The organism is Staphylococcus pseudoxylosus (assembly GCF_003697915.1).
Taxonomy (GTDB): domain Bacteria; phylum Bacillota; class Bacilli; order Staphylococcales; family Staphylococcaceae; genus Staphylococcus; species Staphylococcus pseudoxylosus.
Window position 1 is genome coordinate 1 of the sequence record NZ_RCVN01000051.1, and the last position, 764, is coordinate 764.

Consider the following 764-nt stretch of genomic DNA (forward strand, 5'->3'; position numbering starts at 1 on the left):
GAATTGAGTTCTGATTTATGAGCAAAGCTTTAGCGATTGACTTTAGCACCTCTAATACTGGTTACGCATTTCGTAATCCTTTGACAAATGAGTATGTAGTCGGTTCAATTGCAGGTGGTAAAAGTAAAGATCCTTTGGAACGTGCCAAGCTTATTGCTGACGGTATAACAGAAATTATTGAGCATTACAATTTATTTGACTACTTTATTTATATTGAAGAACCTATTATCACGTTCAAGCCTAAGGGAAACATCTCGTTGATTAGAGCTAACGGTTCATTCTTGGGTGTCATGCGTAACCGTCATAACATTGGCTATGTTGATGTACCAAACAGTAAATGGTGTGGGTATCATCTAATTAAAGGTAAGAGTGCATTGCGAAAAGTACAAAGCATTGAGATACTCAAGAGCTATAACATAGTACCTGATAATGATATCAACGACGACATGGCAGACGCGTTCTGTATCTTACTCTATGTAGAAAGTCAGGAGAATGAATGATTGTAATTAATATTGCCTTGATTATTCTTGGCATTTTATATGGTGTAGGTTCGGTTACCAACTTTAAGGAGTGGTATTATCGCCATGACTATCTAGCTATTATGCTAAGTGTATTTACATCTATCTTATTGGTAGTGGCTGGAGTATTAAACGTTTTGAATTAAAAGAATAGGTGTACTGATTGACGGTACTTAAATGTCATAGAGTTGACAGCCAAGCATAGGGTGCAAACTGTAAAGCATACTGTTTGATTAAATGAGTACT

General features: G+C 36.1%; 1 protein-coding gene. It reads left to right on the forward strand.

Annotated elements, in window-relative coordinates; genetic code table 11:
* Positions 1-17: 17 nt before the first annotated feature.
* Entirely contained in the window at positions 18-500 is a 483-nt protein-coding gene (locus tag D9V42_RS14740) for a hypothetical protein (protein ID WP_122065554.1), read from the forward strand.
* The last annotated feature ends 264 nt before the right edge of the window (positions 501-764 follow it).

Bases quoted from the DNA above. Each gene is read 5' to 3' on its own strand.
- D9V42_RS14740 (WP_122065554.1), top strand. From the start codon at position 18: ATGAGCAAAGCTTTAGCGATTGACTTTAGCACCTCTAATACTGGTTAC.